The sequence below is a fragment of the Micromonospora humidisoli genome (assembly GCF_016900955.1).
In the GTDB taxonomy this organism is placed as follows: domain Bacteria; phylum Actinomycetota; class Actinomycetes; order Mycobacteriales; family Micromonosporaceae; genus Micromonospora; species Micromonospora wenchangensis.
Genome location: NZ_JAFEUO010000007.1, coordinates 281289 through 308165 on the forward strand (window position 1 = coordinate 281289; position 26877 = coordinate 308165).

Here is a 26877-nt window from a genome sequence, read left to right on the forward strand (position 1 = left end):
ACGGGTCTGTACGGCACCGGTACGGACTTCATCCGGACCGGTCGGCCGCCCTTCCCGGCACCCCGGGCGGCGGAGTCAGCTGGTGGGGCGGGACCACCGCACCGACGCCGATCCAAGGAGACCCGATGAACCTCACCTCCGCGACCAGCCGGACCTCGCCCCGGGCGGGAAGCCGGCTGCGGCGGGCCGCCACCGCCGTCGCCCTGGCCACGGGGACGGCCGCCGCGCTGCTCACCGTCACCACGGCACCGGCACAGGCGAGCTGGTACAACGCGAGCATCGGCAACACCGCGGTGACCCTGCGGGACTGCTACCACCCGACCAAGGCGGCGCAGCCGAGCCAGAGCTGCACGGCCATCAAGACCGTGCCGGCCGGCACCGCCGTGCACATCATCTGCCAGCACTCCGGCCAGACCATCTACGGCGATCCGGTCTGGAACTACATCTCCTACAGCGGCGGGGAGGGGTACGTGGCCGACTACTACACCTACACCGGCTACGCGAACTGGATCCCCGGCGTGGACGTCTGCAACTACTGATCCGTCGCTGCGGCGGGCCGGCCACGATCCCGGGAGGGTCGGGGTCGGCCCGCCGGCTCAGCCGTCGGCCGTGCCGGTGTCCACGGTCGGGAAGGTGACCTGCACCCGCAGCCCGTCGCGCCCGGTGGAGGAGGCGGTGATGATGCCCTCGTGCGCCCGGGTGATCGAGCGGGCGATCGCCAGCCCGAGGCCCGCGCCGCCGCTGTGGTCGATGCGCTTGCCGAACCGGCGGCGGAACGGCTCGAACAGGGCGGCGACCTCGTCCGGGGGGACGTCGTCGCCGGTGTTCTCGACCACCAGCGCCGGGTCGGTGCCCACCCGCACCGTGAGGGTGCCGTCGGGCCGGTTGTACTTCAGGCCGTTCTGCACCAGGTTGACGACCAGTCGTTCCAGCAGCACCTGCTCGCCGACGACCAGCCGGGGGCTCAACTGGCTGACGATCGTGACGCCGCCCTCCTCGGCCCGGCCGCGGTGCGCGTCGAGCACCGTCGCGACGATTCGGTCGAGCCGCAGCGGGACGCGGGTCAGCAGGCCCCGGTCGCTCTCGCTGAGCACCAGCAGCCCCTCGATCAGGCGCTCGTTGCGTTCGTTGGTCTCCAGCAGTTGCGCGGCGAGCAGGGCGAGCTGGTCGTCGGTGAGGGTGCGGGCCAGGCCGACCTCGATCAGGGTGCGCTGGACGGCCAGCGGGGTGCGCAGCTCGTGGGACGCGTCGGCGGCGAACCGGCGCTGCGCCTCGTAGCCCACCGCGATCCGGTCCATCATCTCGTCGATGGTGCGGCCGAGAACGGCCAGCTCGTCGCGGCCGGGGCCGGGCCTGAGCCGGTGGCCCAGGTTCTGCGGCCCGACGTCGGCGATCACCGGGGCGAGGTCCCGCAGCGGACGCAGGCACCAGCGCACGGCCGGGTAGGCGGCGGCGAACAGGGCCAGCAGCACGATCGTCACGGCGATCGCCAGGGGGATGCTCGGCCGCCGGAACACCTGGACACAGACGAACGGGGCGTCGTCGCCCGGCGCCCGCAACTCGGGGGTGGCGCACCAGGACGGGCCGAACTCCCGCCACAGTGCGAGCAGCAGGTCGGCGGCCGTCGTCACGAACGGGGCGACGAGCAGGAGCGCCCCGACGACCAGGAGCATCCGCCGGGCCGGTGAGGGCAGGTTCATGCCCCGAGCCGGTAGCCGACGCGGGGCACCGTGTGGATCACCGGCGGGTCCCCGAGCTTGCGGCGCAGGGTCACCATGGTGGTCCGTACGGTGTTGGTGAACGGGTCGGCGTTCTCGTCCCACGCCTGTTCCAGCAGGTCCTCGGCGCTGACCACCCGGCCACCGGCGCGCATCAGCACGTGCAGGACGGCGTACTCCTTGGGGGACAGCGACAGCGGCATCCCGTCGCGGGCGGCCGTGTGCCGGGTGACGTCCAGCACGAGGCCGTCCTGTTCCAGCACCGGGGGCAGCGCCGGGGTGGAGCGCCGGGACAGCGCCTGCAACCGGGCGACGAGTTCGGCGAAGGCGAACGGCTTGGTCAGGTAGTCGTCCGCGCCCAGGCCGAGACCCTCGACGCGGTGCCGGATGCCGGCGGCGGCGGTCAGCAGCAGCACCCGGGTGCCGGTGGCCGAGCCGGCGATCCACCGGCACACCTCGTCGCCGCTCTGGCCGGGCATGTCCCGGTCGAGCACGGCCACGTCGTAGCGGTTGACGGCGAGCCGTTCCAGGGCGCTGTCGCCGTCGTAGACCACGTCGACGGCCATGGACAGCCGGCGCAGCCCCTCGGCCACCATGTCGGCCAGCACCCGCTCGTCGTCGGCCATCAGCACCCGCACGCCGTCCCCTTCCCGTCGCCTCCCCCGTGCCCGGGACCGCCCGCAAGGCTGGCACCCGGCGCATAAAGAACCGGTAAGGGCGCCGCTGACGCCGCCCGGACGGCCGGGGGCGCAGCATCGCTGCGTTCCTGCTCCCGTACGTACAGGCTGGTGAACCCGTGCTCCGACTCGCCACACAGTGTGTCATGGTCGCCGTGGCGGCCACGGCGGTTGCCGTCGCTCCCGTCGCGCCCCGCCCGGCGTCGGCGATCGCCCACGGCGAGGACGCGGCCGACGGCGCGTACCGGTTCACCGCCCGGCTGACCATGACCGGCCTGCCGGTGGACGGCGGCGGCACCCGGGACAGCTGGTGTTCCGGCGCGCTGGTCGCCCCGCGGTGGGTGATCACCGCCGGCCACTGCTTCCGTACCCCGGACGGCCGGCGGGTCAGCCGGACGGTGGCCGAGCGGACGAGTGTCACGGTGGGGCGGACGGACCTCGGCGGCCGGGACGGCTACCAGGCCGACGTGGTCGCGGTCCGGCAGGCGGACGACGCGGACGTGGCCCTGGTCGAACTCGACACCGCGATCACCGGTGTGCCGCCGCTGGGGCTCGCCGACGTGCCGCCGGTGCCGGGTGAGGTGCTGCGGTTGACCGGGTACGGGCTGACCGCCGCCGACGCCGTCGCGCCGACGGACCGGCTCCAGACCGGTGAGTTCACCGTCGGTCGGGTCGGTGCCGCCCTCGTCGAGACCTCCGGCCGGCGGCCCCGGGCGGACACCAGCCCGTGTCCGCACGACTCCGGCGGCCCGTACTTCCGGGAGCGCCCCGACGGTTCGGCCGTCCTGGTGGCCGTGGTCAGCACCGGGCCGGGATGTCCCCATCCGGGCCCCGACTTCAGTGCCCGCACCGACGTGCTCGGGGAGTGGATCGCCGACACGGTCGACCCGTCGCCGGGGCCGGCCCGGTGGCTGTCGGCCGGGGTCGGCGCGGGGATGGTGCTGCTGTCGGCGGCCCTCGTGGTGGTGCGTCGCCGCCGAGCGGGCGGCCACCGGCGATCGTCGATCCCGCAGGTCGGGGGCCGGATGGGGAAGTGAATTCGCGTCTTGCGCGGCCCTCGCTGCAGGTGTACAACTATCGCAGCTAGGTACACATCTAGCTTTCGGTGGTATGCAACAGTGGGGGCCGGGTGTGGACCGCTTAAGGATCGGTGTCGTCGGAGTCGGGGTCCAGGGACAGCTGCACGCCCGCGCGCTGCGCGACGTCCGGCAGGCCGAACTGGTCGCCGTCGCCGACATCTCGTCGCGCAACCGTCAATGGGCCGAGACCCAGCTCGGCGTCCGGGCCGTCCCGGACGTCGGCGACCTCCTCGACGAGGTCGACGCGGTGAGCGTCTGCACGCCTGACCACCTGCACGAGGACGCGACCCTCGCCGCGCTCGCCGCGGGCAAGCGGGTGCTGCTGGAGAAGCCGATGGCGCTGTCGCGGGCCAGTTGCGACCGGATCATCGCCGGCCGGCCCGATCCCGACGCCCTCATGATCGGCCACGTGCTGCGGTTCGACCCCCGGGTGCTGCGCCTGCGTGAGGTGGTGCGCTCCGGCGAACTCGGGGACATCTGGCACGTCAAGGTGTGGCGGTGCACCTCGCAGGCGGTGGGCGAGGGGATCTGGGACCGGACCTCGGTCGCCTGGTTCCTCGGCATCCACGACGCCGACCTGCTCCGGTTCGTGACCGGCCGCGAGGTCGAGGTCACCGGCGCGGTCGGCCGCAAGGTGCTCTCGCCCAGCCACGACGTCGTGCACGCCACGGTCCGTTTCGACGACGGGTCCATCGGCACGATGGAGAACAACTGGACGCTGCCGCACTCCCGCCCGTCGCGGGCCGACGCCGGTCTGCGGATCGTCGGTGAGCACGGCATCCTCGAGATGAACCTCTCCCACAACGACCTGCTGTACGCCCGCCGCGACGGGGTGGCCAGCTTCATGGACACCTACTTCTGGCCCGGCCGCGACGGCGGCGGAGCGTACAACCTGCGCACCGAGCTGGAGGCGTTCGTCGACGCCGCGCTGTCCGGCGGACCGACACCGGTCAGCGGCGAGGAGGGCCGCGCGGCCGTCGCCGTCGTCGAGGACATCGAGGCGGCGCTGGCCGGCGACCCGCCGCCCGGCCACTGAGGGGTCCGGGATGCTGCGGTACGCGCTGCGTCGCCTCGCGATCTCGGTACTGGTCCTGTTCGGCGCGGCGACGGTGGTCTTCTTCGCGATGCGCGCGGTCTCCGGCGACCCGGCGACCGCGGTGCTCGGCCCGGACGCCGACCAGTCGGCCGTCGAGGCGCTGCGCCGGGAGTACGGGCTCGACGCCTCGCTGCCCGTGCAGTACGTCCAGTTCCTCCGGCGGGCCGTCACCCTCGACTTCGGCGAGTCGTTCCGGCTGCACGACGCCGCGACGAACCTGGTGCTCACCCACCTGTCGGCGACCGCCGCCCTGGCGCTGACCGCCTTCGCCATCGCCCTGGTCCTCGGGTTCGCCCTGGGCACCCTGGCGGCCACCCGACCCAACGGCGTGGTGGACCGGGTGGTCTCGGTGCTGTCGATGCTCACCCAGTCCCTGCCGACGTTCTGGGTCGGCATCATGCTGATCCTGGTCTTCTCCCGGTTCCTGCACCTGCTGCCCAGCTCCGGCGCCGCGTCCCCGGCCGCGATGGTCATGCCGGCGGTGACGCTGGCCCTGCCGCTGCTCAGCGTGGTGCTCCGGCTGGTCCGCTCCGGGCTGCTCGACGTGCTGCACGAGGACTACGTGGTCACCGCCCGGGCCAAGGGCCTGTCCGAGACCCGGGTCGTCGGCTGGCACGCCATGCGCAACATGCTGATCCCCGTCGTCACCGTGGCCGGCCTGGAGTTCGGCAGCCTGCTCGGCGGCGCGGTGATCGTCGAGACCGTCTTCGCCTGGCCGGGGGTGGGCCGGCTGATGACCGACGCCATCGCCGCCCGCGACTACTCGGTCGTGCAGGCCTGCGTGATCACCGTCGCGGTGATCTTCATCGTCATCAACCTGCTCGTCGACCTGCTGTACGTCCGGCTGGACCCCCGGGTCCGCGAGAGCGTCTGAGAGGTGACCACCGTGTCCGACGGCGTACCCGGCCCGGCCGTGCTCGGCGCCCCGCCCGTGCCCACCGACGACGGTCCGCCCGACGCGACGGCGACCCCACCGGCCACCGCGCCCCGCCGCCGACGTCGCCGGCTGCGCCTGTGGCTCCCGCTCGGGGTGATCGCCGCCTACCTGGTCGCCGGGGTGATCGGGCCGCTGATCGCCCGGTACGACCCGATCGCGACCTCCGTCACCGACCGGTTGCTCCCGCCGGGCAGCCGGATGTCCGACGGCGGCCTGGCCCTGCTCGGCACCGACCAGGTCGGCCGGGACCTGCTACCCCAGATCATGCAGGGCGCCCGGATCTCGTTGCTGGTCGGCGCGGCGACCCTGCTGCTGGCCGGCACGGTGGGCGCCGCGATCGGCATCCTCTGCGGCTACCTCGGCGGGGTGGTGGACGCGACCGTCATGCGGCTGGCCGACATCCAGCTCGCCTTCCCGTCCATCCTGCTCGCCGTCTTCGTCGCCGGCGTGCTCGGTTCCAGCGTCACCAACGTGGTACTCACCCTGTCCATCACCACCTGGCCGATCTTCGCGCGGGTGGCCCGCGCGCAGACCATGGCGACCCGCTCCCGGGACTTCGCCAACGCGGCCCGCACCCTCGGCGCCGGGCCGTGGCACGTCGTACGGCACTGCGTGCTCCCCGCGGTGGCCAGCCCGTTGCTGGTCATCGCCACCGTCCAGCTCGGATTCGTCATCGTCGCCGAGGCGTCGCTGAGCTTCCTGTCCCTGGGCATCCCGGCCGGCACGCCGAGCTGGGGCACCACCATCGCCAACGGCCGCGACTACCTGGCCAGCGCCTGGTGGATCGCCACCCTGCCAGGCCTGGTCCTGGCCGTCTTCGTGGTCTGCGTCGGCGTGCTCGGCGACGAACTACGGGACCGCTCCGATCCGAACCTCTCCACCCGGTAACCCGTCTGCGAAATGGGAAGACATGAGATCTCCGACCATCCGACTCGGTGCGTTGGCCCTCGCCGGCGTACTCGGACTGACCGCGTGCTCCTTCGGCTCCGACGACCCCGCCGGTGACGGCGGCGGCGTCACCACCCTGCGGGTAGCCAACCCGACCCCGGTGGTCTCGTTGAACCCGTTCGCCGCGAACTCGGCCGACCAACCCACCCTCACCGTCGTCCAGGAGGTCTTCGAGACCCTGGTGGTCCGCCAGGACGGGAAGATCGCCCCGAAGCTCGCCGAGAGCTGGACCAACCCCGACCCGCTGACCTGGCAGTTCGTGCTGCGCAGCGGCGTCACCTTCGCCGACGGGACGCCGATGACCAGCGCCGACGCCAAGGCGTCGCTCCGGGCGCTGATCGACGGCAAGGGGCCGCTGGCCGGGCTGTGGGCCACCGTCGACGACATCCGCACCCCCGACGAGCGCACCCTGACCATCCACACCACGAGCCAGCTCGGCACGGTGCTGAGCAACCTCACCCTGCTCTGGATCGCCCCCGCCGCCAAGCTCGGCGACAACGCGTTCTTCGACGCCCCGTACGGCACCGGCCCGTTCAAGGTCTCGTCGTTCACCGCCGGGCAGAGCGTGAACCTGGTCCGCAACGACAACTACCGGGGCGACCGGCCGAAGCTGACCAGCATCTCCTACCGCTACATCCCCGAGGTGTCCGGCCGGGTGACGGCGCTGGCGAACAACGAGATCGACGTGACCTGGGGCCTGCCGCCGGACCAGCTCACCGGGCTGCGGGACAACAAGGACCTGACCGTCCGGTCGTTCCCGACGTACGCCAACTACTACATCTGGTTCAACAGCTCCCGCAAGCCGTTCACCGACGCGCGGGTCCGGCAGGCGATGTGGCACGCGGTCGACTTCGCGAAGATCAGCAAGTCGCTGTTCGACCAGGCCGGAACCCCGGCCACCGGCCCGCTCCCGGAGGCCGTGTTCGGCGCCGCCGGGCAGAACCCGTACGCCTACGACCCGACCCGGGCCCGGCAGCTGCTCACCGAGGCCGGCTACCCGGACGGGTTCAGCACCACGATGATGTGGAGCAGCGGCTGCTGCACCAACGGCAACTCCTTCGCCGACGCGATGATCAGCGACTGGGCCAAGGTCGGCATCGTGGTCAAGCCCCAGGAACTGGAACGGGCCACCTGGCTGGACAAGCTGCTCAAGCTCGACTGGGACAGCACGATGACCACCGGCAGCACGGTCACCGGCGACGCGGACTTCACCCTGGCCCGGCTCTACCTGTCGACCGCCAAGCGCAACGGCTACGCCAACCCGGAACTCGACCGCATCCTGCTCGCCGCCCGCGCCGAACTCGACCAGGACAAGCGGGCGACCCTGTACGCCCAGGCCGGCAAGATCGTCTGGGACCAGGCGGTGGGCATCTTCCCGCTCGACCTCAACGGCAACGTCGTGCTGCGCGGCAACGTCGAGGGGTTCACCCCGACCCCCAACGACCTGCCCGACTTCACCGGCGTGTCGCTGCGCTGACCCGAGAACCGGACCCGGAGGACCCGATGGTCGCACCACCGCACACCCCCCGTCCCCTGTTGACTGTCGACGACCTCGTCGTCTCGTTCGACGGCCCGCTCGGCGCCTACCGGGCGCTCAACGGTGTCTCGTTCTCCGTCGACAGGGGCGAGACCCTGGCGATCCTGGGGGAGTCCGGGTCCGGTAAGTCGGTCACCGTCCGCGCGGTGATGGCGCTGCTGCCCCGGCACAGCGCCACCATCGAACGCGGCACCATCCGCTACGACGGCGAGGAGATCTCCGCGCTGCCGGTACGGCGTACCCGCGAGTTGTCCGCCACCGAGATGGCGATGGTCTTCCAGGACTCGTTGACCGCGCTCAACCCGGTGGTCCGGGTCGGCCAGCAGATCGCCGAACTGTTCCGGGTCCGGCAGCGCACCTCACGCCGGGAGGCCTGGCGGCGCGCGGTCGCCGGCCTGGAACGGGTCGGCATCCCGAACGCCGCCCGCCGGGCCCACGACTACCCGCACCAGTTCTCCGGCGGGATGCGCCAGCGGGTGGTGATCGCGATGGCCCTGGCCCTGGGCCCCCGGCTGCTCATCGCCGACGAGCCGACCACCGCGCTGGACGTCACCGTGCAGGCGCAGATCATGGACCTGCTGCGGGAACTGCGCGAGGCCGACGGGATGTCGATGATCCTCATCACCCACGACCTCGGGGTGGTCGCCGACGTGGCCGACCGGGTCGCCGTCATGTACGCCGGCACGGTCGTCGAGTCGGGCCCGCTGCGCACCGTGTACGACGCACCGGCCCACCCGTACACCCGGGGGTTGATGGCGTCGATCCCGGCCCCCGACCGCCCCGGCGAACGGCTGACACCGATCGAGGGAATGCCACCGTCGCCGCTGGCGACACCGGCCGGCTGCCCCTTCCACCCCCGGTGTCCCCTCGCCCGCAGCGCCTGCCGCACCGACCGGCCGACCCTGCGCACCGTCGCCGCCGGCCACGAGGCGGCCTGCCACTACGCCGAGGAGGTGATGGCCGGTGTCGACGTCGCCGACGCGGCTTGAGGTCCGGCAGCTTCAGGTCAGCTATCCGACCCACGGTGGCCTGCTGCACCGGGGAGCGGCCGTGCACGCGGTGGAACGGCTCAGCCTGACCGTCACCACCGGCCGCACCCTGGGCCTGGTCGGCGAGTCCGGCTGCGGCAAGTCCACCCTGGCCCGGACCATCGTCGGCCTGCGCCGACCGACCGGCGGCGAGATCTGGTACGCCGGCGAACGGGTCGACACCGCCGACGCGGCCCGCCGACGCCGGCTGACCGCCGAGATCCAGATGGTCTACCAGGACCCGTACTCGTCGTTGAACCCCCGCAAGAAGGTCTCCTTCATCGTCACCGAGGGATGGCGGGTGCACCGCGACTCCGTCCCCCGCGACCAGTGGCCGGCCCGCACCGCCGACCTGCTGGCCCGGGTCGGTCTCGCCGCCGAACTCGCCGACCGGTATCCGCACCAGCTCTCCGGCGGCCAACGCCAGCGCGTCGGCATCGCCCGCGCCCTGGCCATGTCGCCCCGGATCCTGGTCTGCGACGAGCCGGTCAGCGCGCTGGACGTGTCGGTCCAGGCGCAGACCCTCAACCTCCTCGCCGACCTGCGGGCCGACCTGGGGCTGGGCTACCTGTTCATCGCGCACGACCTGTCGGTGGTCCGGCACATCAGCGACGACCTCGCGGTGATGTACCTGGGCCGGATCGTGGAGACCGGACCGGCCGCGACGGTGTACGACACCCCGGCCCACCCGTACACCCGGGCGCTGATCTCGGCGGCCCCGGTGCCCCGCCCCTGGGCGACGCCGCCGGCCGAACGCATCCTGCTCACCGGCGAGGTGCCGTCGCCGGCCTCGCCGCCGTCCGGCTGCCGCTTCCGGACCCGGTGCCGCCTCGCCCAGCCGCGCTGCGCCGAGGTCGAACCCGAACTGCGGCCGGTCGCCGGACGCGAGGTCGCCTGCCACTACGCCGAAGCCAGCCTGGCCGACAGCACGCCGTCGCACCCGGCGGTGACCCGGTGAGCGGCGTCGAACCCGTCCGGGTCGGGGTCGACCTGGGCCAGGGCGGCTGCCGTGCGGTGGCCCGGCACGGCCGTTCGACCGGGCACGCCGAGACCCCGGGTTTCTGGGCCGGTGACGCCGACGCCCGGATCGTCGAGGCGGTGGCCGGCGCGCTGGCCGACCTGGGCCCGTTCGGCCCGGAGCCGAGGGTGCTGGTCGGCGTCGGCATGACCGGGCTCAACGGCCGGCCGCCGGCGACCGACGCCCTGCGGGCCGGGCTGCGCACCCTCGGTCTGGCCGGGCGGCTACGGGTCGCCGACGACAGCGTGACCGCGTACCTCGGCGCGCTCGGCCCGGTCCCCGGCGCGGTCGTCGCCGCCGGCACCGGCGCGGTGGTCCTAGCCGCCGACGCCACCGGCCGGACCGCCCGTTCCGACGGGTGGGGCGCCGACCTCGGCGACCGGGGCTCGGGGCACTGGATCGGCCGGACCGCGATCCGGCTCGCCCTACGCGACCGGGACCGGGCCGCGCCCGGCCGGCTCGCCGACGCGGTGACCGCCGCCTGGGGGCCGGTCGAGACGCTGCCGGGCCGCTGGCGGGCCGACCCGCCGACCCCGCAACGGATCGCGGGCTTCGCCGCCACGGTCGCCGACCTGGCCCGCGCCGGGGACGACGACGCCGGCCGGATCTGGCGTCGGGCCGGTGAACTGCTCGCCGAATCCGTGGTCGGGGCGCTGTTCCGGGTCGGCCTCGAGGCGACCCCGGTCCCGGTCGCCGGCACCGGCGGGGTCTTCCGGGCCGCCGACCTGCTGTGGCCGTCGTTCACCGCGGCACTACGGGCCGCAGCGCCCGCGGCGCAGCCCGTGCCGGCCACCGGGGACCCGCTCGCCGGTGCGCTGGCCCTGGTCGACGCACCGTCCGGCCCGTTCGCCGCACTCACCGTCCAGACCGACTTCGACGCAAAGGCAGAACACCGATGAACGTGGCCGATGCCATCCGTGGACGCCTGGTCGTGTCCTGCCAGGCCCAGGGCCGCAGCCCGTTCCGGGACACCGGACACATGATGGCGATGGCGGCCGCGGCCGTGCTCGGCGGCGCCGCCGGGCTGCGGGGGCAGGGCGTGGAGCACGTGCGGGGCATGGTCGACCTCGGGGTGCCGGTGGTCGGGCTGGTCAAGCGGCACACTCCCGGCAGCCCGGTCTACATCACCCCGACCGAGGCCGACGTGACCGCGCTGACCGACGCCGGGGCGCAGATCGTCGCGGCCGACGCCACCGGCCGCCCCCGGCCCGGCGGGGAGAAGCTGTCCGACCTCGTCGCGGCGACCCACGCCGCCGGGGCGCTGTTCATGGCCGACGTCGACAGCCTGGACGCGGCCCTGGCCGCCGTCGACGCCGGTGCCGACCTGGTCGGCACCACGCTGTCCGGATACGTCACCGGCCCCGTCCCCGACGGACCGGACATCGCCCTGGTGGGGACGCTCAGTCGACATTGTCCGGTTCCGGTCATCGCGGAGGGGCGATACCGTACCCGTACCCAGGTCGCGGCGGCGTTCGACGAGGGCGCATGGGCAGTCGTCGTCGGCACCGCCATCTCGGACCCGGTCAACACCACGCGCAGGTTCGCGCAGGCCTGCCCGCATCCCCGGTTGGACTCGTGATGACCACCAAACTGAGCCAGATCCGCACCGAACTCCGGCACCGCGTCGCGGGCCTGCCGGCGCACTCGGCCCTGCCCCGGGAACGGGACCTCGCCGAGGAACTCGGCGTGAGCCGGACGACGCTGCGCCAGGCGCTGCGCGAACTGCTCGACGCCGGCCTGGTCTACACCATCCGGGGGCAGGGCACCTTCGTCTCCGACACCCGGATCGCCAAGGGCACCAGCCTCAGCGGGTTCACCGAGGACATGCTGGCCCGGGGCCTGCAGCCGAGCAGCAAGCTGATCGTCGCGGACGCGATGGTCGCCCGCGACGCGGACGCCTCGGACCTCGGCCTGCCCGAGGGGTCGCTGCTCTACCGGGTGGAGCGGCTCCGGCTGGCCGACGGCGCACCGATGTGCCTCGAAGAGGTGCACCTGCCGGCCGACCTGTTCCCCGGGCTGCTCGTGGAGAACCTCGACACCGGGCTCTACGGGATCATGAAGGACCGCTACCACGTCCAGGTCACGGTGGCCCAGCAGATGATCGCGGCCGTGGTGCCCACCCGGCGGCAGTGCGACCTGCTGGAGATCCCGCCCTCGGCGGCGCTGCTGGAGGTCCGCCGGATCGGCTACGACGGACGCGGCCGGGCCGTCGAACGGGCGGTGTCGCTCTACCGGGGCGACCGCTACCACTTCTCCCTGACCGCACGACGAGGCGAGGCGGACTGATGCGTACCACCCCGGCGGAGCAGCACACCGACGTCCTGGTGGTCGGCGGGGGCGTGGGCGGGATCGCCGCCGCGCTGGCCGCCTGCGAGGGCGGCGCGCGGGTCGTCGTGGTCGAGCCGTACGGGTGGATCGGGGGGCAGCTCACCTCGCAGGCGGTGCCGCCTGACGAACACCCCTGGATCGAGACGCACGGCTCGACGGCCAGCTACCGCCGGTTCCGGCAGGCGGTACGCGACCACTACCGGACCTGGTATCCGCTGGCCGCCGACGGGTCCGGGCGTCCCCTGAACCCGGGCCACGGCTGGGTCAGTCCACTGTGTCACGAGCCCCGGGCGGCGCTGGCCGTGCTCCAGGCCATGACCGCCCCCTGGCGGGCAGCGGGGCGGCTCACCGTGCACACCCGGGCGCAGGTCGAACGGGCGCACACCGACGGGGACACGGTGACCGCCCTGACCGTCCGGCTTGCCGACGGCACCCTGCGCCACCTCACCGCCAGCCTCGTCCTGGAGGCGAGCGAGACCGGTGAGCTGCTGGCGCTGGCCGGCATCGAACACCGCACCGGCACCGAGTCGCAGGCGCAGACCGGCGAACCGAGCGCCCCGGACCGGCCCGATCCGCTGAACATGCAGGCGGCCACCGTCTGTTTCGCCCTCGAACACGTCGACGGCGACCACACGGTGGACCGGCCGGCCGACTACGACCACTGGCGGACCCGGACCGCACCCGGCTGGCCGGGCCCCCTGTTCAGTTGGACCTACCCCGATCCGCGCACCGGTCGCCCGGTCACCGGCCGGTTCACCCCCAACCCCCGCTCGACGGCGACCTCCATGGAGGAGGGGCTGGTCGCCCCCGAGTTGTGGACGTACCGGCGGATCCTCGACCGGCAGGCGTTCCGGCCCGGCCTGTTCGTAAGCGACGTGACGCTGGTCAACTGGCCGATGAACGACTACCTGGACGGGCCGCTGTTCGACGTGCCGGACGCCGGGCGGCACGTCCAACGGGCCAGGGAGGCCAGTCACGCGTTCCTGTACTGGTTGCAGACCGAGGCGCCCCGCCCGGACGGCGGCACCGGTTTCCCCGGCCTGCGGTTGCGCCCCGACGTGACCGGCACCGCCGACGGCTTCGCGCAGGCGCCGTACATCAGGGAGGCCCGCCGGCTGGCGGCGGTGACCACGCCGACCGAGCAGGACCTGTCGGTCGCGGTGCGCGGGGCCGCCGGAGCGGTCCACTATCCCGACACGGTCGGCACCGGTCACTACCGGATCGACCTGCACCCGACGACCGGCGGCGACGGCTACCTCGACGTGGCGGCGCACCCGTTCGAGATCCCGCTCGGGGCGTTGCTGCCCGAGCGGGTCACCAACGTGGTCGCCGCCGGCAAGGCCGTGGGCACCACCCACATCACCAACGGCTGCTACCGGGTGCATCCGGCCGAGTGGTCGATCGGGGAGGCCGCCGGCGCGCTGGCCGCCTACTGCCTGGACCGGCAGACGTCGCCGCACGGGGTCCGGGCGAGCCCGAAACTGCTCGAGGACTTCCAAGCCGAGCTGGCCCGGCGGGGCGTCGACCTGCGCTGGCCGACGCCGGTGGCGGCGCTCGGTTCAGCGGTGGGAGGCGACGCCCTGCCGAGCTGAGCCCGACGTCCGGGGCAGTGGCGAGCCGTCCGCCGTCAGCGACGACCGCTGGTCAGGGCGACGAGGTACTGCCCGCCGCCCTCCTCGACGCTGGCGGTCACCGGCATGCCGGGCACCAGCCGGGAGAACCGGTCGACCAGCCAGTCCGCCGCCTCCTGGGCGTCCCGGCGGCGCGGACAGCGGGCGACCACCTCACGGCCCGCCTTGCGGGAGAGCCGCTCGGCGACGGTGATCAGCGGCGCGGGCTCCACCACGTGCAGGTGGTCCGGCCAGGCGACGACGACCTTGACCGCCCCCTTGCGGCTGTTGCAGGCGCGGTGCGCGAGCCGTTCCACGACCTTGGCCTTCCGGTCGGCGGTGCGGCTGTCGACGCTGGGACCACGCGCGTGGTTCACCGACATGTCGGCGTCGACCGGCTCGTCGCATACCCAGCATCGCCAACCGTCGCGCTGTGCGACCTCATCGAGGAGACTCATCCGTGCAACCTAGCCTGCTGCCCCGGGCGACGGGACCGGCCGGCGGACCACCGGGTCGCCGTCTGCGCCCCGGCGAGCGGGCCCCGGCCGTCGTACCCCGGGTGGCGACCGGCGGCCCGTGCCGACCTCCACGACGTACGCGACGGCGCGAGGACGACCCGGCGGTCACCCGCCGGGTCGTCCTCGCGCCGTCAGAAGCGTCTTCCGTCGGTTCCCTGCGTCGGTCCCGGGCGGGCGGCGCGTGCCCACCCGGGACCGACGGTGCTCAGGAGGCGGTGCAGACCGGGGTGAGGCCGGTGGCGGCCCCGGTGCCCTGGAAACCGAACTCGGTGTACTGGCCGGCGGCGACCGAGCCGTTGTAGTTGACGTTGCTGAACTGGATGCTGCCGCTGGTGCCGGTGCGGTTGGCGTTCCACACACCGGTGACCGCGGCGCCCGACGGCAGGGTGAGCTGGACGTTCCAGCCCTGGATCGGCGCGCTGCCGGCGGTGACCCGGACGGTGGCGACGAAGCCGCCGGTCCACGAGTTCAACGACACCGTGGCCGTGCAGCCGCCCGTCGGCGGCGGCGTGGTCGGCGGGGGAGTCGTCGGCGGTGGGGTGGTGGGCGGCGGCGTGGTGGGCGGTGGGGTCGTCGGCGGCGGCGTGGTCGGCGGGGGAGTCGTCGGCGGCGGCGTGGTGGTCGGCGGGGTGGTGGTCCGGCCCTTGTTCAGCTCGTCGAGGACGGCGTAGTACGCGGCCTTCTTCTGGTAGTTGCCGTTGCCGCCGGTGAACAGCAGGCCCCGCTCGGAGGAACGCCACGACTCGCTGTCGGAGATGCCCCAGACGGTGATGCCGGTGCACTTCGCGACGTTCAGGCAGGCCCGGACGACCTTGCGGTAGTTGTCCGCCTGGCCGGTGCCGATGTCGTTGTTGCTCAGGTCGTCGTCGATGTCGACCTCGGACAGGTGCACCTCGACGCCGAGGTCGGCGAAGCGCTGGATGTTGGCCTGGAGGTCGTTGCTGATGATGCTGTTCGGGTTGTCGTTGAAGTGCGACTGGAACCCGACGCAGTCGATGTACTGGCGGTAGGTCCGCACGATGTCGTACAGCGCGTTGGCCTTGCGGTTGGGGCCACCGCCCTGGACGGTCAGCCCCTCGACGTCGTAGTCGTTGATGCAGAGCTTGGTGGAGTAGCCGCCGGCCTGCACGACCTGCTTGGCCCGGATGAACGAGTCCCGGATGACGTCGGTGTCCCCGGCGTCGAAGAAGTCGCCGTCGCCGTTGGCGTCCCGGTTCATGGTGTGCGGCCACTGGTTGCGGCGGCGGCCGGTGTTGTTGTCCTCCAGCGCCTCGTTGACCACGTCCCAGTAGGCGATCTTGCTGCCCCAGCGGTTGATGGCGTTGCCGATGAAGGTGTTCAGCGTGGCCTGGCTGGCGCCCTGGAGCGCGCCGGCCTGTGAGTGCCACACCAGGGTGTGCCCCCGGACCAGCATGCCGTTGCTCTGCGCGTGGTTGACCAGTTGATCCGCGCCGCTGGTGTTCTGCAACCCACCGCTCGACGTGGCGATCCGGTCGGGCTTCATGTCGTTCTCGGGGGTCAGCTGGCCGAATTCCTGGGCAAGGATCGGGTACAGCCGGTTCGGTGAGGACGCGGTGCCGAAGAACAGGCCGGCTTTGGCCGCTGCGGCCCGCAGCGTGGTCTCGGCGGCGGCGGCCGGGGTGCCGGACTGGACCGCCACCGCGCCGCCGACCAGCAGCAACACCGCCGCCGGTAAGGCTGTTCTGCTCACTATCCTGCGTCGCCTCAGGCTGCTGCCCACGGAACCTCCTCGCTACATGACGTCAATAATTGATGAATGTGTATGCCCATCGAAGGGTCAGTATCGATACCGCCCGACCGCACTGTCAACAACTTTCGGAAATGTTCCGGAAACCTCTGTGGGTGTGCTGAGCTGGTGGAAGTCAGATTCGCGCAGGTGGACACGCCGGGACGTGGGGTCGCCCGAAGGGCCACGCGTGGCTGCCTCCACCGTGCGCCGGGCGGACGCCGAAACATTCGAAATCCGGTCCGGCGGTGGCCGGACGGCCGGAAAAACGCTGGACAGACCGCCGGCCGGTGGATAGGTTGCCGCTGCCCGTGACACCGCCCGAGGAGGTGAGACCCATGAACGCCGTACCCACGTGGGTGCTCCCCCTGAACGTCGCGGTCGGGCGACCGACGTAACCGTCGCCCGGGAGCGCCCGCCCACCAGGCTCTCCCGAAAGGCGCTTCCCGTGCACCAGTCGCAGTTCGCCACCACCCCGCCCACCGCCGTGGCCGGGCCCGCACCAGGGTTCCCGCCCCCTGCCGGCCGGCCACCCCACGACGCCGACGTGGTCATCGTCGGCTGCGGCCCGACCGGGGCGATGCTCGCCGCCGAACTACGGCTGCACGACGTGCGGGTCCTCGTCCTGGAACGGGAGACCGAGCCCACCTCGATGGTGCGGATCGTCGGCCTGCACGTGCGCACCATCGAACTGATGGCGATGCGCGGACTGCTCGACCGCCTGCACGAACACGGCCGGCGACGACCCGCCGCCGGCTTCTTCGCCGCCATCGCCGCGCCCCCGCCCCCCGGTCTGGACACCGCCCACCCCTACCTGCTGGGCATCCCGCAGCCGGTCGTCGTGCGGCTGCTCGAAGAACACGCGACCGGCCTCGGGGCGCAGGTCCGCCACGGCACGCCGGTGGTGGGCCTCGACCAGGACGACACGGGGGTGGGCGTCACGCTGGCCGACGGGCACCGGCTGCGGGCCCGCCACCTCGTCGGCTGCGACGGCGGCCGCAGCACCGTGCGCAAGCTGCTCGGCGTCGGCTTCCCCGGCGAACCCGCGCGGACCGAGACGCTGATGGGGGAGATGGCGGTCGGCGTGTCGCCCGAGGAGATCGCGGCCACGCTGGCCGGGCTCGGCAAGCTCGACAGACGGTTCAGCCTGACCCCCTTCGGCGACGGCGGCTGCCGCGTCGTCGTCCCCGCCGCCGGGGTCACCGACCGGGCCGTGCCGCCCACCATCGACGAGGTCCGGCAGCGGTTACGCGCCGTCGCCGGCACCGACTTCGGGGTGCACTCCCCACGCTGGCCGTCCCGCTTCGGCGACGCCACCCGGCTCGCCGACGCCTACCGGGTGGGACGGGTGCTGCTGGCCGGCGACGCGGCGCACATCCATCCGCCCATCGGCGGGCAGGGGCTCAACCTCGGTGTGCAGGACGCGGTCAACCTCGGCTGGAAACTGGCCGCCCAGGTCCGGGGCTGGGCGCCGGCCGCCCTGCTGGACACCTACCAGGCCGAACGACGCCCGGTCGCCGCGGACGTGCTGGACAACACCCGCGCCCAGACCGAACTGCTCTCCGAAGGACCGGGCGCGCAGGCCGTACGCCGGCTGCTCACCGAACTGATGGCCATCGACGCGGTGAACCGCCACCTGACCGAGAAGATCACCGCGATCGGCGTCCGCTACGACCTCGGCCCGGGACCCGACCTGCTCGGCCGGCGGCTGCGCGACCTCGACCTGCGCCAGGGTCGCCTCTACGACCGGCTGCGCCACGGCCGGGGTCTGCTGCTGGACCGCACCGGCCGGCTCGGCGTCGCCGGCTGGGCCGACCGGGTCGACCACCTCGCCGACCCCACGGCGGCCCTGGACGCCCCGGGCGTCCTGCTGCGCCCCGACGGCCACGTCGCCTGGCTCGGCGACGACCAGACCGACCTGGACGACCACCTGACCCGCTGGTTCGGCCGACCCAGGGGCTGACCCCGGCCGGCCCGCTCGTGCCAGGAACACCCGGCACGAGCGGGCCGGGTCGGCCGACCGAGTAGGAATACTCAGGTACCCACCGCATCCGGCCTCAGGACCCGGCGCGCCGGCCCGGACAGAGTGGTCGGCATGGCCGAACTACCACACCGACCCGTCGCCCTGCGTACCGTCGAATCGCCGTTGCCGGCCGTGGTGGCGCACGGCCGGCAGGTCGGCCTGGGGGCCCTCGGCCGCGCGGTGGCCGCGCTGGGCCGGCTCGCCGCCCGGCACCCCGCCGGCTGGCGCTGGACGGCCCGACGGCACCACCCGGCCCTGGACGCGCTGGCCGACGCGCACGCCTGGGCGGTGTGCGCCCGGGCCGCCCGGCAGGTCCCCGCCTACCGTGACTTCCTGCGTGCCCACCCGACGGGCGTGCGCCGCCGGCTCACCGACTTCCCCGAAACCGACAAGCGCAGCTACGTGCTGGCGCACGACGTCGCCGCCCGGTGCCGGCACGGCCGGCTGCCCAGCCGGGGGGTCATCGTCGACGAGTCGGCGGGCTCGGCCGGACAACCGTTCAACTGGCCGCGCGGCGAACGGGAACTGCACGCGGTGCACCGCGACATCGCCGGCTACACCGGACTGGTCTTCCCGATGCGCCGACCGTTCGTCATCAACGCCTATTCGATGGGGGCCTGGGCGACCGGGACGACCACCGGCGCGGCGATGGCCCGCATCGCGGTGGTGAAGAACACCGGCCCCGACCTCGGGAAGATCATCGACACCCTGCGGGAGTTCGGTCCCGACTTCGACTACCTGGTGACCGCCTACCCGCCGTTTCTCAAGCACCTGCGCGACCGGCTCGACGCCGAGGGCTTCCCCTGGACGCGGTACCGCGTCGCGGCCAGCTGCGGCGGGGAGGCGATGACCGAGGCGCTGCGCGACTACCTGGAGCAACGCTTCACCCTCGTCCGGTCGGCGTACGGGGCGTCGGACCTGAGCATCGGCATCGGCGCGGAGACCCGGTTCACGGTGTGGCTGCGCCGCCGGTTGCAGACCGACAGGGGGCTGCGCGACGCCCTGCTCGGCGCGGGCGAGCAACGGCTGCCGATGGTGTTCCAGTACAACCCGTTCGCCACCTACCTGGAGACCAACCAGCGACGGGAACTGCTCTGCACGGTCACCGGCGGGGACGTGCTCCAGCCCCGGCTGCGCTACAACGTCGGGGACGAGGCGCTGCTCGTGTCGTACCAGCGGGCCGTCGACCTGGTCTGCGCCGACCCGGTACGCCGGGCCGAACTGCGTACCGCGCTCGCCGCCGAGCGGATGACCCTGCCGCTGCTGCTGCTCTTCGGCCGCAGCGACTCCACCATCTCCTACCTCGGCGCGAACCTCTACCCGCAGGATGTCGAGTACGGCCTCTACGTCGGCAACCCGTACGCCGCCGAGATCAGCCGGTTCTGCCTGGCCCTGGTCGAGGACGCGACGCTGGAGAGCCGACCGGTGATCCACCTCGAACTGCGCCGCCCGTTGACCGCCCCGCAACGCGCCGCGCTCGCCGACGCGTGCCGCCTCGGCGTCCGCCGCCACCTGACCTCGGTCTCCCGCGACTTCGCCCAGTCCCTGGTGGAGGACGCCACCGCCGGTGACCTGCGGGTCGAGCTGCACGCTCCCGGCACCGGCCCGTTCGCCGGGCAACAGAAGATCAAGAACAGCTACCTGGTGAGGTGACCATGCGTACCCGTGACTTCTCCCGCGCCCCCGCGCAGGCCCGCGCCGGCGCGATGTTCATCGGCGGCACCCGCTACACCAACCCGCTGGTGCTGCTGCGGCTGGCCCCCTCCTGGTTCCGGATGCTGCGCGACATGCGCCGGATGAACGGCTACTGCTGGCACACCGTCTACTGGCAGTTCCCGCTGACCCTCGGCACCATCGCGTTCTTCACCGACCGCGACGCGATGCTGCGCTTCGCCCGTACCCGGCACCACCGCCGGCTGATGGTCTGGCTGACCGACGGCACCCGCAACGCCACCGCCGGCTTCATCCGGCTCTACACCGCCAGCCCCGACGGCTACTCCAACGGCACCTGGCGGGCCGAGGACCCCGAGATGGGGCACATCGAGACCTTCACCCCGCTGGGCGCGGAGACGACCGGGCCGGCGGTACGCCGATGAGCCCCGCCCGGCACCGGTTCACCCGGGTCACCGACCGACGTGGCCTGCGGCAGTTCCTCGCCTTCGGCGACCGCCTCTACGCCGGTGAACCCCGGCATGTGCCCATCCCGCGCCAGCAGATCCGCCGCTGGTGGCGCGACGGCGTACCGCTGTACCTGCTGCGCGACGCCACCGGCACGGTCGTCGGCCGGACCACCCTGCACACCGACGCGGACTTCGACGCCAAGCTGGGCCGCCGGTGCCAGCTCTTCGGGCTCACCGAGTTCACCGAGCCGGCGGCGCAGCCGCTGTTCGACGCGATCGCCGCGCACGCCGACGCCGACCGGGACCTGCTGTTCGGCCCGGTGGCGCTGCTGCCCAACCAGGCCGGCGGCGTGATCACCTCCGGGCACGCCGAGCGGGGTTTCGTCGACAGCGCCTGGAACCCGCCGTGGTACCCGACCGCCTACGAGGCGTACGGGTTCGTCCGCCGGTTCGAGGCCGACACCTGGATCTGCCCCGTGCCCGCCCCACCGGAGCCGGTCCCGGCAGAGCACGTCGACCCGGACGGCGCCCGGATCGCGCTGCACCGGGGCGACGTACGCCACCTCGACGAGCAGCTCGACCTGCTGCGCGGGATGCTCAACGCCTCCTTCGCCCAGCTCGGCTACTACACCCCGATCTCCGCCGCGCAGCTGCGACGGCAGACCGACGGGCTGGCGTACCTGCTGGACGAGTCGCTGCTGCTCTACCTGACCCGCGACGGCGAGCCGGTCGCGTTCGTGCTCTGCGTGCCCGACATCAGCGAGTTCCTGATCGCCGTCCGGGGTGACCTGCACCTGCTCAACCAGGCCCGGTTGCTGGCCACCCGCCGCCGCTACCGTCGGGAGGCGGTGCTGATCGTCAAGGGGGTGCTCCCGCAGCACCAGGGACGCGGCTACCAGCGGCTGCTCTCCGCCCACCTGCACCGCAACCTGTACACCGGCGGCTACACCACGCTGCGCAGCACCTACGTCGAACGGGACAACGCCGCCTCGGCCGCCCAGTACCGCCGCCTCGGCGGTCGCCCGCTGCACGGCTACACCTTCTACGCCAGGGAGCGCTAGTGGACCACGACGCGTTCCGCGCCCTCGAACCGTGGTGCTGGCGGGCCCCGAGCGCGCACAACACCCAACCGTGGCGGCTGCGCTACGAACCCGACGCGATCCGGGTCGGCTGGGAACCCGCCCACACCCTGCCCGTCGGCGACCCCACCGGTCGGGACCTGCGGCTGTCCCTCGGCGCGTTCGTGGAGACCTGCCTGATCGTCGCGGCCGACGCCGGCCTGCGGCTGGAGTACGTCGCCGACCACGACGAACACCACAGCTGGGTGGGGCTGCTGCGCCCCGCGCCCGACCGCTACCCGACCCCGTTCCGCACCACCGACGTGTGGGAACGCCGGACCCACCGGGGCGTCCTCGTCGGGGCGGTGGACACCGACACCCGTACCGCCCTGGACGCGGTCGCCGGCCCGGCCGGCGGCAGCGTGCGGGCCGTACCGGACGCCGGCCGGCTCGGCGCACTGCTGCGCACCGCCGACCGCCGGCAGTACGCCGACCCGGCGGTCGTCGCGGAACTGCGGCACTGGCTGCGGCTGGACCCGACCCACCCGGGCTACCACGCCGACGGGCTGACCGACAGGTGCCTCGCCCTGTCCCGCCCCGCCGCCGTCGGGCTGCGCGCGGCACTGGCCGGGTACCCGGTGCTGCGCCCGCTGGGCCTGCCGCGCCTGCTCGCCGCCGCCGGCGACCCCCTCGCCCAGGGCGGCACCGTGCTGGTGCTGCTCGCCCCGGACCATCTCGACCACCCAGGGCAGGTCACGTTCGGGCGGGTGCTGCTGCGGGCCTGGTTGACCCTGCACACGGCGGGACTGGCCGCCCACCCGTTGAGCCAGCTCATCGACGTCCCCGCCACCCGGGCGGCGCTCGGTGCGCTGCTCGACGTCGCACCGCATCGGCTGCTGCACGTCACCCGGGTCGGCCGGCCCGTCCGCCCCGCGCCCCGCTCGGCCCGTCGGGTCCGGGCCTGACCGGCGCACCCACGGCCGCCGTCGCCCCGGCCGGTGGCCGGGTGACCCGGGCCGGCTGCGTCAGGCCGGGCCGGGGTGGTCCGGGGCGCGACCGCTGACCTGCACGAAGGGGAAGCCGTTGACGACCACCCGGGGATCGTCGAGGGCGGCCATCGTCGCGGTGAGGTCGGCGTCGGTCATCCCGTGGCTCAGCAGGGCGGCCCGCAGCTGCGGAATGCCGGCCCGCAGCAGCCGGCAGCCCGGGCCGCCGCCACGCCAGCGGCCCGCCGTGGTGCCCGACCGCACATCGGTCAGTCCCGCGTCGGCGAAGACGGCGGGGGCCCGTTGCGCCCACCCCGTGTCGAGGCCCCGGGCGGTCAGCGTCGCCACGTGCGCGGCCAGGTAACGGATCAGCAGGTCGGCGGTTGCCGGGTCGGGCGCGTCGACGACGAAGTCGGCGGACGGGTGGGCGAACTCGCCGATGAGCAGCGCGCCACCGGGCCGCAGCGCGGCGACCATCCGCCGCAGGGCCTCCTCCCGCCGGGGCAGGTGGCCGAGGACCAGCCGGGCGTGCACCAGGTCGAAGGTGCCAGCTGGTTGGTCGGTGACGATGTCCTCGCGACGTACGACGAGGCGGGGGTGCGCCGGGATGTGCTGCGGGGCGATGTCCGTGGCGACCACCTCGGCGGCCCGGTCGGCCAGCCAGAGCGCGATGCTGCCGGCCCCGGCGGCCACCTCCAGGCAGCGTCGGCCGGTCAGCCCGCCGAGTTCCGTGAGCGCGTCCCGGGTCGGCCCGTCCAGCAGGTCGGCCAGCGCGTCGTGGTGGGCGGTGGCCTGGTCGCTGGCGTTGTCGAACGCGTACCCCTGGGTGTTCACCTGACCATCGTGCCGCACGATCCGCAGCCGCGGCACCCCGCTCGCGTGGCACCCGGCGTGGTTCCGGCGGCGGTGCCCGGACCCCGGCTTCCACTCGACGGAAGGCATGCTCCCCGGTGGCGGCCCCGGGCGCGATGATTCACCTCTGTCGATGGTGAGCCGGCTAGGAGGTCGTCCGGATGGAGTTCGCCCGAGACCAGTGGTACGTGGCGGCCCACGGCGTCGAGGTCGGCCGGGACCTGCTCGCCCGTACCGTGCTCGGTGAACCGCTGGTGCTGTACCGCACCGGCGCGGGGGAGGCGGTGGCGCTGGCCGACAGGTGCGTGCACCGGCGCTACCCGCTGTCGCAGAGCCGGCTCGACGGCGACACCGTCGTCTGCGGCTACCACGGCTTCACCTACGACCCCACCGGTGCCTGCGTCTTCGTCCCCGGTCAGCGGCGGATTCCGCGCACCGCGCGGGTCGCGGCGTACCCGGTGGTGGAGCAGGACTCCTTCGTCTGGGTGTGGATCGGCGACCGGGAGCGGGCTGATCCGGCCATGATCCCCCGCGCGCCGTGGCTGGCCGACCCCCGGTACGCGGTGGTCCGTGGCATGGCCCCGCTGGACGCCCGCTACGGCCTGCTGGTGGACAACCTGATGGACCTGTCCCACGAGACCTACCTGCACGGCGGCTACATCGGCACCCCCGAGGTGGCGGACACCCCGATCACCACCGAGGTGGACGAGGACCGGGGCGTGGTGCACGTCAGCCGGCACATGGACGACGCCGAGTGCCCGCCGTTTTACGCCCGCTCGACAGGCATCCAGGGCCGGATCACCCGCTGGCAGGATATCGAGTACCACCCGCCGTGCCTCTACCTGCTGCACAGCCGGATCGCCCCGCAGGGCGTCTACCCGCCAGCGCAGGGGGAGGACAGCGACGCCTTCCACGCCGAGATCGTCTACGCCATCACCCCGTCGACCGCGCACAGCACGTACGACTTCTGGGCGGTGGCCAGGGACTTCGCGGTCGACGACGAGTCGGTCAGCGCGTACCTGCACCAGAGCAACCACACGGTGGTGATGCAGGACGTCGCGGCGCTGAACGTGCTGGAGCGGGTGATCGCGGCCGAACCGGAGCGGTACCAGGAGCTGAGCATCAACATCGACACCGGCGGGTTGGCCGCCCGGCGGCTGCTGGCCCGGCTGGTCGCCCCGGGGACGGTGGGAGCGCCCCGGTGACGCCCGGGGCCGGCGGGGGCCGGGTCTACCGGGTGCACTGGGTGCCGGGCACCGACACCCTGCGGGGCACCTGCCACTGTGGCGCGCAGCGGCTCGCCGAGGAACCGGCCGAGTTGTGGCAGTGGCTGCTCGGGCACCCGCGGGGCCACCGCACCCCGGCGGCGGGCGTCCCGACCGGTCGGCGGGCGGTGCCGGCGTGACCGGGACGGACCTGGTGGTGGTGGCCCGGCAGCCGGTCGCGGACGGGGTGGTCGAGTTCGGCCTGACCCGCCCGGACGGCGGTGAACTGCCCGGCTGGGCGCCCGGCGCGCACGTCGAGCTGGAGCTGGGCCCGGGGCTGGTGCGGCAGTACTCGCTCTGCGGCGACCCGGCCGACCGGAGCGTCCTGCGGATCGCGGTGCAGCGGGAGGCGGCGGGACGCGGCGGCTCCCGGGCGGCGCACGAGCGGCTCGCCGTCGGCGGCACGGTCCGGATGCACGGCCTGCGCAACACGTTCCCGCTGGTCGCGGCCCGCCGGTACCTGTTCGTCGCCGGTGGCGTCGGGATCACCCCGATTCTGACGATGGTCGCCGCCGTCGATGCCGCGGACGCCGACTGGCACCTGGCGTACGGCGGGCGGACCCGCGCCACGATGGCGTACGCCGCCGCGCTGCGCGACAGGTACGGCGACCGGGTCGGCCTGTACCCGCAGGACGAGACCGGGTTGCTCGACCTGGCCGGGCTGCTGGCCGGTGCCGGCGACGGCCTGGTCTACTGCTGCGGCCCGGAGGCGCTGGTGCGGGCGGTGGAGGAGCACTGCCGGGATCTGCCGCCCGGCCGGCTGCACGTCGAGCGGTTCGCCCCCCGGGACGCCACAACCGGCCCGGAGACGGCGATCGAGGTGGAACTCGCGCTGTCCGGGCGGACGGTGACCGTGCCGCCGGGGGTGCCGATCCTGCGGGCGGTGCAGGAGGCCGGGGTGCCGGTCCTGTCGTCCTGCGGGGAGGGGACCTGCGGCACCTGCGAGACGCCGGTGCTGGCCGGGGTGCCCGAGCACCGGGACAGCCTGCTGTCCGCGCAGGACCGCGCCGCCGGGGACACCATGTTGATCTGTGTCTCGCGGGCCCGTACGCCCCGGCTCGTCCTGGAACTGTGACCGGCCGGCGCGGGCGGGGAGGATGGTGGGATGCGTGGGCAACCGGGTCGGACGGTGACCAGTCGGGTGCTGGCGCTGCTCGACGCGTTCACCCCGGACGGGCCGGCCCTGACCTTGAGCGAGCTGGCCCGCCGGGCCGGGCTGCCGCTGTCCACCGTGCACCGTCGGGTGGCGGAACTGCTCGCCTGGGGCGCGTTGGAGCGGGGCGACGACGGTCGGTACCGGATCGGCCTGCGGCTGTGGGAGGTGGGTTCGCTCGCGCCGCGGGGCCTGGGGTTGCGTGAGGTGGCCCTGCCGGTGATGGAGGACCTGTACGAGGTGACGCACGAGAACGTGCAGCTCGCCGTCCGCCAGGGGCTCGAACTGGTCTTCATCGAACGGATCGCCGGCCGGCAGGCGGTGCCGGTGCGCACCCGGGTGGGCGGCCGGTTCGCGCTGCACGCCACCGGGGTCGGGCTGGTGCTGCTCGCCCACGCCCCGGCCGAGGTGCAGGAACGGGTGCTGGCCGCGCCGCTGGAGCGCTACACCGCGTTGACGGTCACCGATCCGGGGCGGCTGCGCAGCTGCCTGGCCGAGGTGCGCCGGGTCGGGTACGCGGTCAGCGACCGGCAGGTCACCATGGACGCCCTGTCGGTGGCGGCGCCGGTGCGGGCCCCGGAGGGGGTGGTGGCGGCGCTGTCGCTGGTGGTCGCCCACGACCGGGCGGACCCGGTGGCGTTGGCCCCGCTGGTGCAGGCGGCGGGCCGGGTGCTGTCCCGGGCGTTGGGCAGCACGCCCCGGTGAACCGGGGGTTCAGTCGGGGAAGGCCAGCAGCCGCAGCAACCGGGCCAGCCGCGCCTGGTCCTGCGCCGGCACCACGGACAGCGAGTCGATCCCCACGGCGCGGACGGCGTCACGGGCGCGGGCGAACAGGGCCCGGCCGGCGTCGGTGGCGACGAGGACGTTGGCCCGCCGGTCGGCGGGGTCGGCGTGCCGCTCGACGAGGTGCCGCTGTTCCAGCCCGTCGACGAGGGCGACGACCTGGCTGGGGTCGAGCCGCAGGAACTCGGCGAGTTCCCGCTGGGTCGGGCGGACGTCGTCGGCGGCCAGGGCGAGCACCGAGTAGGAGCGGGCCTTCAGGCCATGGGTGGCCAGGGCGGCGTTCGCCGCGGCGAGGGCGAGCGCGTTGGCGCGGGCGAGCAGGAAGCTCAGGTCACCGGCGAGCGCGCTGTCCCGCAGCCGGTCGCTGCCGGTCGACCGGGTCCGTTCGGCGGGCAT

27 protein-coding genes are annotated in these 26877 nt (G+C 73.7%); 21 read left to right on the forward strand and 6 right to left on the reverse strand.

Annotated elements, in window-relative coordinates:
• The first annotated feature begins 125 nt into the window (after positions 1 to 125).
• Positions 126 to 539: an SH3 domain-containing protein gene (locus JQN84_RS24940; RefSeq protein WP_204960986.1), complete on the forward strand. Its 414-nt coding sequence runs from the start codon at positions 126 to 128 to the stop codon at positions 537 to 539.
• Positions 540 to 596: 57 nt separating this feature from the next.
• On the opposite strand, the gene JQN84_RS24945 is transcribed toward JQN84_RS24940, so the two are convergent.
• Positions 597 to 1700, reverse strand: a complete 1104-nt coding sequence (locus tag JQN84_RS24945; protein ID WP_204960987.1) for a sensor histidine kinase — start codon at positions 1698 to 1700, stop codon at positions 597 to 599.
• Positions 1697 to 2356: a response regulator transcription factor gene (locus tag JQN84_RS24950; RefSeq protein WP_204960988.1), complete on the reverse strand. Its 660-nt coding sequence runs from the start codon at positions 2354 to 2356 to the stop codon at positions 1697 to 1699. Before JQN84_RS24950 ends, JQN84_RS24945 begins: the two co-directional genes overlap by 4 nt.
• A 185-nt stretch (positions 2357 to 2541) precedes the next feature.
• On the opposite strand from JQN84_RS24950, the gene JQN84_RS24955 reads away from it, so the two are divergent.
• From JQN84_RS24955 to JQN84_RS25005, 11 genes are all read left to right on the forward strand, one after another.
• Positions 2542 to 3432, forward strand: coding sequence for a S1 family peptidase (locus tag JQN84_RS24955; RefSeq protein WP_204960989.1), 891 nt, complete (start codon positions 2542 to 2544; stop codon positions 3430 to 3432).
• Positions 3433 to 3505: 73 nt separating this feature from the next.
• Positions 3506 to 4510: a Gfo/Idh/MocA family protein gene (locus JQN84_RS24960; RefSeq protein WP_204960990.1), complete on the forward strand. Its 1005-nt coding sequence runs from the start codon at positions 3506 to 3508 to the stop codon at positions 4508 to 4510.
• 10 nt (positions 4511 to 4520) lie between these two features.
• On the forward strand, positions 4521 to 5444 hold the full coding sequence (locus JQN84_RS24965) for an ABC transporter permease (RefSeq protein WP_088642602.1): 924 nt from the start codon (positions 4521 to 4523) through the stop codon (positions 5442 to 5444).
• A 3-nt stretch (positions 5445 to 5447) separates the two neighbouring features.
• Complete coding sequence (locus tag JQN84_RS31665; protein ID WP_204960991.1) at positions 5448 to 6395, forward strand: ABC transporter permease; 948 nt, start codon at positions 5448 to 5450, stop codon at positions 6393 to 6395.
• A 22-nt stretch (positions 6396 to 6417) separates the two neighbouring features.
• The gene (locus tag JQN84_RS24975; RefSeq protein WP_204960992.1) at positions 6418 to 7932 is read left to right on the forward strand and encodes an ABC transporter substrate-binding protein; all 1515 of its coding nucleotides are present in this window, start codon (positions 6418 to 6420) and stop codon (positions 7930 to 7932) included.
• 26 nt (positions 7933 to 7958) lie between these two features.
• Entirely contained in the window at positions 7959 to 8981 is a 1023-nt protein-coding gene (locus tag JQN84_RS24980) for an ABC transporter ATP-binding protein (RefSeq protein WP_204960993.1), read from the forward strand.
• Entirely contained in the window at positions 8956 to 9978 is a 1023-nt protein-coding gene (locus tag JQN84_RS24985; protein WP_204960994.1) for an ABC transporter ATP-binding protein, read from the forward strand. The genes JQN84_RS24980 and JQN84_RS24985 overlap by 26 nt, the downstream gene beginning before the upstream one ends.
• The gene (locus JQN84_RS24990) at positions 9975 to 10937 is read left to right on the forward strand and encodes an N-acetylglucosamine kinase (protein WP_204960995.1); all 963 of its coding nucleotides are present in this window, start codon (positions 9975 to 9977) and stop codon (positions 10935 to 10937) included. The genes JQN84_RS24985 and JQN84_RS24990 overlap by 4 nt, the downstream gene beginning before the upstream one ends.
• Entirely contained in the window at positions 10934 to 11617 is a 684-nt protein-coding gene (locus tag JQN84_RS24995) for an N-acetylmannosamine-6-phosphate 2-epimerase (RefSeq protein ID WP_204960996.1), read from the forward strand. The genes JQN84_RS24990 and JQN84_RS24995 overlap by 4 nt, the downstream gene beginning before the upstream one ends.
• Complete coding sequence (locus JQN84_RS25000) at positions 11617 to 12324, forward strand: GntR family transcriptional regulator (RefSeq protein WP_158224138.1); 708 nt, start codon at positions 11617 to 11619, stop codon at positions 12322 to 12324. Before JQN84_RS24995 ends, JQN84_RS25000 begins: the two co-directional genes overlap by 1 nt.
• The gene (locus tag JQN84_RS25005) at positions 12324 to 13958 is read left to right on the forward strand and encodes an FAD-dependent oxidoreductase (RefSeq protein ID WP_204960997.1); all 1635 of its coding nucleotides are present in this window, start codon (positions 12324 to 12326) and stop codon (positions 13956 to 13958) included. Before JQN84_RS25000 ends, JQN84_RS25005 begins: the two co-directional genes overlap by 1 nt.
• Before the next feature lie 35 nt (positions 13959 to 13993).
• Here the strand turns inward: JQN84_RS25005 and JQN84_RS25010 are convergent, their stop codons facing one another.
• Positions 13994 to 14434: a hypothetical protein gene (locus tag JQN84_RS25010; RefSeq protein WP_204960998.1), complete on the reverse strand. Its 441-nt coding sequence runs from the start codon at positions 14432 to 14434 to the stop codon at positions 13994 to 13996.
• Positions 14435 to 14699: 265 nt separating this feature from the next.
• On the reverse strand, positions 14700 to 16205 hold the full coding sequence (locus tag JQN84_RS25015) for an endo-1,4-beta-xylanase (RefSeq protein WP_281898362.1): 1506 nt from the start codon (positions 16203 to 16205) through the stop codon (positions 14700 to 14702).
• Between the two features lie 523 nt (positions 16206 to 16728).
• On the opposite strand from JQN84_RS25015, the gene JQN84_RS25020 reads away from it, so the two are divergent.
• The 5 genes from JQN84_RS25020 to JQN84_RS25040 all read left to right on the forward strand — a co-directional run bounded on the left by JQN84_RS25020 (position 16729) and on the right by JQN84_RS25040 (position 22407).
• Entirely contained in the window at positions 16729 to 18204 is a 1476-nt protein-coding gene (locus tag JQN84_RS25020; protein ID WP_372446014.1) for an FAD-dependent monooxygenase, read from the forward strand.
• A 132-nt stretch (positions 18205 to 18336) separates the two neighbouring features.
• Positions 18337 to 19917: a phenylacetate--CoA ligase family protein gene (locus tag JQN84_RS25025; protein ID WP_204961000.1), complete on the forward strand. Its 1581-nt coding sequence runs from the start codon at positions 18337 to 18339 to the stop codon at positions 19915 to 19917.
• Between the two features lie 2 nt (positions 19918 to 19919).
• On the forward strand, positions 19920 to 20360 hold the full coding sequence (locus JQN84_RS25030) for a DUF4188 domain-containing protein (RefSeq protein ID WP_204961001.1): 441 nt from the start codon (positions 19920 to 19922) through the stop codon (positions 20358 to 20360).
• Positions 20357 to 21445: a GNAT family N-acetyltransferase gene (locus JQN84_RS25035; RefSeq protein WP_204961002.1), complete on the forward strand. Its 1089-nt coding sequence runs from the start codon at positions 20357 to 20359 to the stop codon at positions 21443 to 21445. Before JQN84_RS25030 ends, JQN84_RS25035 begins: the two co-directional genes overlap by 4 nt.
• Positions 21445 to 22407, forward strand: a complete 963-nt coding sequence (locus tag JQN84_RS25040; protein WP_204961003.1) for a nitroreductase family protein — start codon at positions 21445 to 21447, stop codon at positions 22405 to 22407. Before JQN84_RS25035 ends, JQN84_RS25040 begins: the two co-directional genes overlap by 1 nt.
• A gap of 60 nt (positions 22408 to 22467) precedes the next feature.
• Here JQN84_RS25040 and JQN84_RS25045 read toward each other — a convergent pair whose 3' ends face one another.
• Complete coding sequence (locus JQN84_RS25045; RefSeq protein WP_204961004.1) at positions 22468 to 23262, reverse strand: class I SAM-dependent methyltransferase; 795 nt, start codon at positions 23260 to 23262, stop codon at positions 22468 to 22470.
• Between the two features lie 179 nt (positions 23263 to 23441).
• Between JQN84_RS25045 and JQN84_RS25050 the strand changes: the two genes are divergently transcribed.
• From JQN84_RS25050 to JQN84_RS25065, 4 genes are read left to right on the forward strand one after another with little or no spacing between them, the layout of a single operon-like run.
• Positions 23442 to 24485 (forward strand): Rieske 2Fe-2S domain-containing protein, encoded by a 1044-nt coding sequence (locus tag JQN84_RS25050; RefSeq protein WP_204961005.1) that lies wholly within the window; start codon positions 23442 to 23444, stop codon positions 24483 to 24485.
• A complete protein-coding gene (locus JQN84_RS25055; protein ID WP_204961006.1) occupies positions 24482 to 24685 on the forward strand; it encodes a hypothetical protein in 204 nt (67 codons plus the stop codon). The genes JQN84_RS25050 and JQN84_RS25055 overlap by 4 nt, the downstream gene beginning before the upstream one ends.
• Complete coding sequence (locus JQN84_RS25060; RefSeq protein ID WP_204961007.1) at positions 24682 to 25620, forward strand: PDR/VanB family oxidoreductase; 939 nt, start codon at positions 24682 to 24684, stop codon at positions 25618 to 25620. Before JQN84_RS25055 ends, JQN84_RS25060 begins: the two co-directional genes overlap by 4 nt.
• A gap of 30 nt (positions 25621 to 25650) precedes the next feature.
• Positions 25651 to 26403 carry an IclR family transcriptional regulator gene (locus JQN84_RS25065; protein WP_204961008.1) on the forward strand — a complete coding sequence of 251 codons (753 nt, stop codon included), beginning with the start codon at positions 25651 to 25653 and terminating at the stop codon, positions 26401 to 26403.
• Positions 26404 to 26412: 9 nt separating this feature from the next.
• On the opposite strand, the gene JQN84_RS25070 is transcribed toward JQN84_RS25065, so the two are convergent.
• Complete coding sequence (locus JQN84_RS25070) at positions 26413 to 26877, reverse strand: MarR family winged helix-turn-helix transcriptional regulator (protein ID WP_204961009.1); 465 nt, start codon at positions 26875 to 26877, stop codon at positions 26413 to 26415.